Below are 3,044 nucleotides of genomic sequence, written 5' to 3'. Positions count from 1 at the left end.
TCGCGCGGCGGGACGATCTCTTCGAGCGGTTGGCCCGCGCGCGCCTGAGCGAGGTAGTTGGCGAGCATCCGCCCCTGTTCGCTATCGGGCGGTGCGGATTTCTGCAGGATCTCCCAGCTACTTATCGCAGTCGGATAATCGGCCTTCTGAAACGCGCTCATGCCAGCCAGCCACAGGGCGTTGGGATTGTCGGGTTGCAACGCGAGGGCGTTTTCGAGCAGGCGTTCAGGGGCGCCGGCGAGGCTGTCGCCGTTGGCCAGCGCCATTGCCTCTGCATATTCGGCGTACAGTTGTGCATCCGGCGGCTGGGTCAAGGTCTCGGCCTGTGCGTAGGCGCGCACCGCATCGGTGTAGCGATTGAGATAGACATAGCTGCGCCCCAGCATCAGCCAGCCCGTGGCATCGTTGGGTTCTTTCTGAAGCTTCTGCTCCAGACGTTTGACCATTTCATCGACGGGCGGCATGTTGTTGTTCGACATGGCGGCGTCGGGCGTCGCATTCGACATGCCGCTGTCGGCTATCTCTTGCACGGGCACGGACGAACCGGCCGTGCCGACCTCGAGTGCGCGCCAGCTGCCGAGTTTGTAATACAGACCGAGCGCCAGCAGCGGGATCGCAATCGCGACGATCACTGCGCTGACGCGGCCGGTGCTCGGTGCCGCATGCGTAGTTGCGGTATCCGCGGCGTCGGCCAGTTCGTGCAGCAGTTCACGCTCCAGATCTTCCCGTGCCTGTGCAAACTGTGCTTCGTTCAGCGAGCCACTGGCAAGATCGGCCTCCAGCTCGGTGAGACGTTTGCGATGCACGACGACATTGATTTCGTCCTGGTTCGGACCGCGGGTGCGGGCTTGCCTGAGCAACGGCGGCAGTACGAACAGCAGGGCCATGACCAGCATCGCCGCGAACAACATCCAAAGCGTCATGAATTTTTTTCCTCATCCTGCCGGCGCAGTAAGTCCTGAACTTGTTGGTGCTGCGTCGCGTTGAGCGTCGTCGGCTCGGTACGCCCGCGCCGGCGCACGGTGATGATGGCGATCAGCACACCCAATGCAAGCAAGGCGAACGGCCCATACCACAGCATCAGGGTGGTGGATTTCACGGGCGGGTTGTAGAGCACGAAGTCGCCGTAACGCGCGACCAGGAATTCAGTGATCTCCTGATCGCTCTTACCCTTGACCATCATCTCGCGGACTTCGCGACGCAAGTCGGCGGCGAGTTCAGCGTTGGAATCGGCCAGCGTTTCGTTCTGACACACCAGGCAGCGCAATTGGTCGATGAGTGCCTTGTAACGGGTCTCGTATTGTTCCGGCAGGTCGATGCCATCGAGCCTGGCGGCGCTTGCGGTGCCGAGTGTGCCGGAAAAGATCAGCAGCGCGGCAACTGCACAGAGCGCACGCAGCAGCTTCAGTATGCCGCGATCATGTCGTATCGATCGGGGCGTCAGGACGGTAAGCAATGGCATCACGGTGCTCCCTGCAATGCGCGCACTTTAGGCAACAGGATGGTGTCGAGGTCGGCCTGGCTGACCGGCCCGATGTGCTTGTAGCGGATGGTGCCGCTGCGGTCGATGAGGAAGGTTTCCGGGACGCCGTACACGCCCCAGTCGATGCCGACGCGGCCATCCGTATCCGAGACACTGGCGACATAGGGGTTGCCGAACATTTCCAGCCAGCGCAACGCATCGTCGCGTTGGTCCTTGTAATTCAGACCGTACATCTCGACTTGCCTGGTCTGCGCGAACTGCATCAGCACCGGCTGCTCGTCCCGGCATGAGGCGCACCACGAGGCCCAGACATTGAGCAGATACACCTTGCCGAGCAGATCCTGGCGCGACAGTGTCTTGTTCGGCTCATGCAATTGCGGCAACAAGAACGCCGGCGCCGGTTTGTCGATCAGCGGTGAGGGCACTTCGCGCGGATCGAGATGCAGACCGACGAACAGCAGCGCAACTAATACGCCGAAGATACCCAAGGGTAGAAGATAGCGCGTCATGATGTCTGTTATGCCTTCGCAGCTGCGAATCGCGCCGCCAGTTTTGTACTGCGTACTGTGACGAAATAGCGTCGGTCGGTGGCGGCTATAGCGCCGCCCAGCGCCATGATCAGCGCGCCGGCCCAGATCCAGCGGATGAACGGCTTGTAATACACGCGCACGCTCCAGGCGCCGTTGTCGACCGGTTCGCCGAGCGAGACATACAGGTCGCGGAACAGGCCGATGTCGATGGCCGCCTCGGTCATGGGCATGGTCTGCACGCGGTAAGTGCGTTTCTGCGGGTGCAATGTGGCAATAGGTTGGCCGTCACGCGTTACGTGCATGAGACCTTGGTTGGCGATGTAGTTCGGTCCCGCCACCTCCGTGACGCCATCGAAGGTGAAGGTATAGCCGGCGATCGTCACGGTTGTGCCGAGGTCCATGCGCAGATCTTTTTCGACGTTATAGGCACCGGTGAGCGTCACGCCGAGAATGAAGATGCCGACACCGAGGTGTGCCAACGTCATGCCGATGAAGGCGCGCGGCAGGCCAAAGCTGCCGCCCCGTCCCTTGCGTGCGCGCGTTATCAGTTCGCGCAGTGCGGTGATGATCACCCACACACCGATCACCGTGCTGATCCGGCCATCAAGCTGACGTGTTCGGTCAGTGCGTAGAGCAATGCCAATCCAACGCCGGCGGCGCCGATCAGAAACGGCAGCGAACGGCGCAGCACGCTGGCCGGCTCATCTTGCTTCCAACGTGTCAGCGGGCCAATGCCGATCAGCACCGCGAGCGGCAGCGTCAGCGGCACGAATACGCTGGCGAAGTAGGGTGGGCCGACCGAGATCTTGCCGAGATTCAGCGCGTCGAGGATCAGCGGATACAAGGTGCCAAGCAACACGCTCACGGCGGCCACCACCAGAATCACGTTGTTGATGAGCAGCAGCGATTCGCGCGAGAAACCGCTGAAGGTGCCGCCGCTCAGGGACAGAAAAGAGGATATCCCTCTTTTAGTGAAGCGGTTTCTGAGGGACTTTGCCGTCAAGGAGGGGGAACCGGAAAAGTGCATCACC

General features: G+C 61.5%; 5 protein-coding genes. All 5 read right to left on the bottom strand.

Annotated features, from left to right (window positions below):
* A partial coding sequence (ccmI, locus tag HZC36_05285) for a c-type cytochrome biogenesis protein CcmI (GenBank protein MBI5706385.1) occupies positions 1–923 on the bottom strand: 923 nt, incomplete at its 3' end.
* Positions 920–1,462: a cytochrome c-type biogenesis protein CcmH gene (locus tag HZC36_05280; protein MBI5706384.1), complete on the bottom strand. Its 543-nt coding sequence runs from the start codon at positions 1,460–1,462 to the stop codon at positions 920–922. The genes HZC36_05280 and ccmI, both read right to left, overlap by 4 nt.
* Entirely contained in the window at positions 1,462–1,992 is a 531-nt protein-coding gene (locus tag HZC36_05275; GenBank protein MBI5706383.1) for a DsbE family thiol:disulfide interchange protein, read from the bottom strand. The genes HZC36_05280 and HZC36_05275 overlap by 1 nt, the downstream gene beginning before the upstream one ends.
* Positions 1,993–2,000: 8 nt before the next feature.
* Positions 2,001–2,585: a hypothetical protein gene (locus HZC36_05270; GenBank protein MBI5706382.1), complete on the bottom strand. Its 585-nt coding sequence runs from the start codon at positions 2,583–2,585 to the stop codon at positions 2,001–2,003.
* Between the two features lie 11 nt (positions 2,586–2,596).
* Positions 2,597–3,044, bottom strand: a 448-nt coding sequence (locus tag HZC36_05265) for a hypothetical protein (protein MBI5706381.1), incomplete at its 5' end; no start/stop codon positions are given.

The organism is Armatimonadota bacterium (genome assembly GCA_016223145.1).
Taxonomy (GTDB): Bacteria; Armatimonadota; Fimbriimonadia; order Fimbriimonadales; family Fimbriimonadaceae; genus Nitrosymbiomonas.
This window is presented reverse-complemented; position numbering and strand designations above follow the sequence as displayed.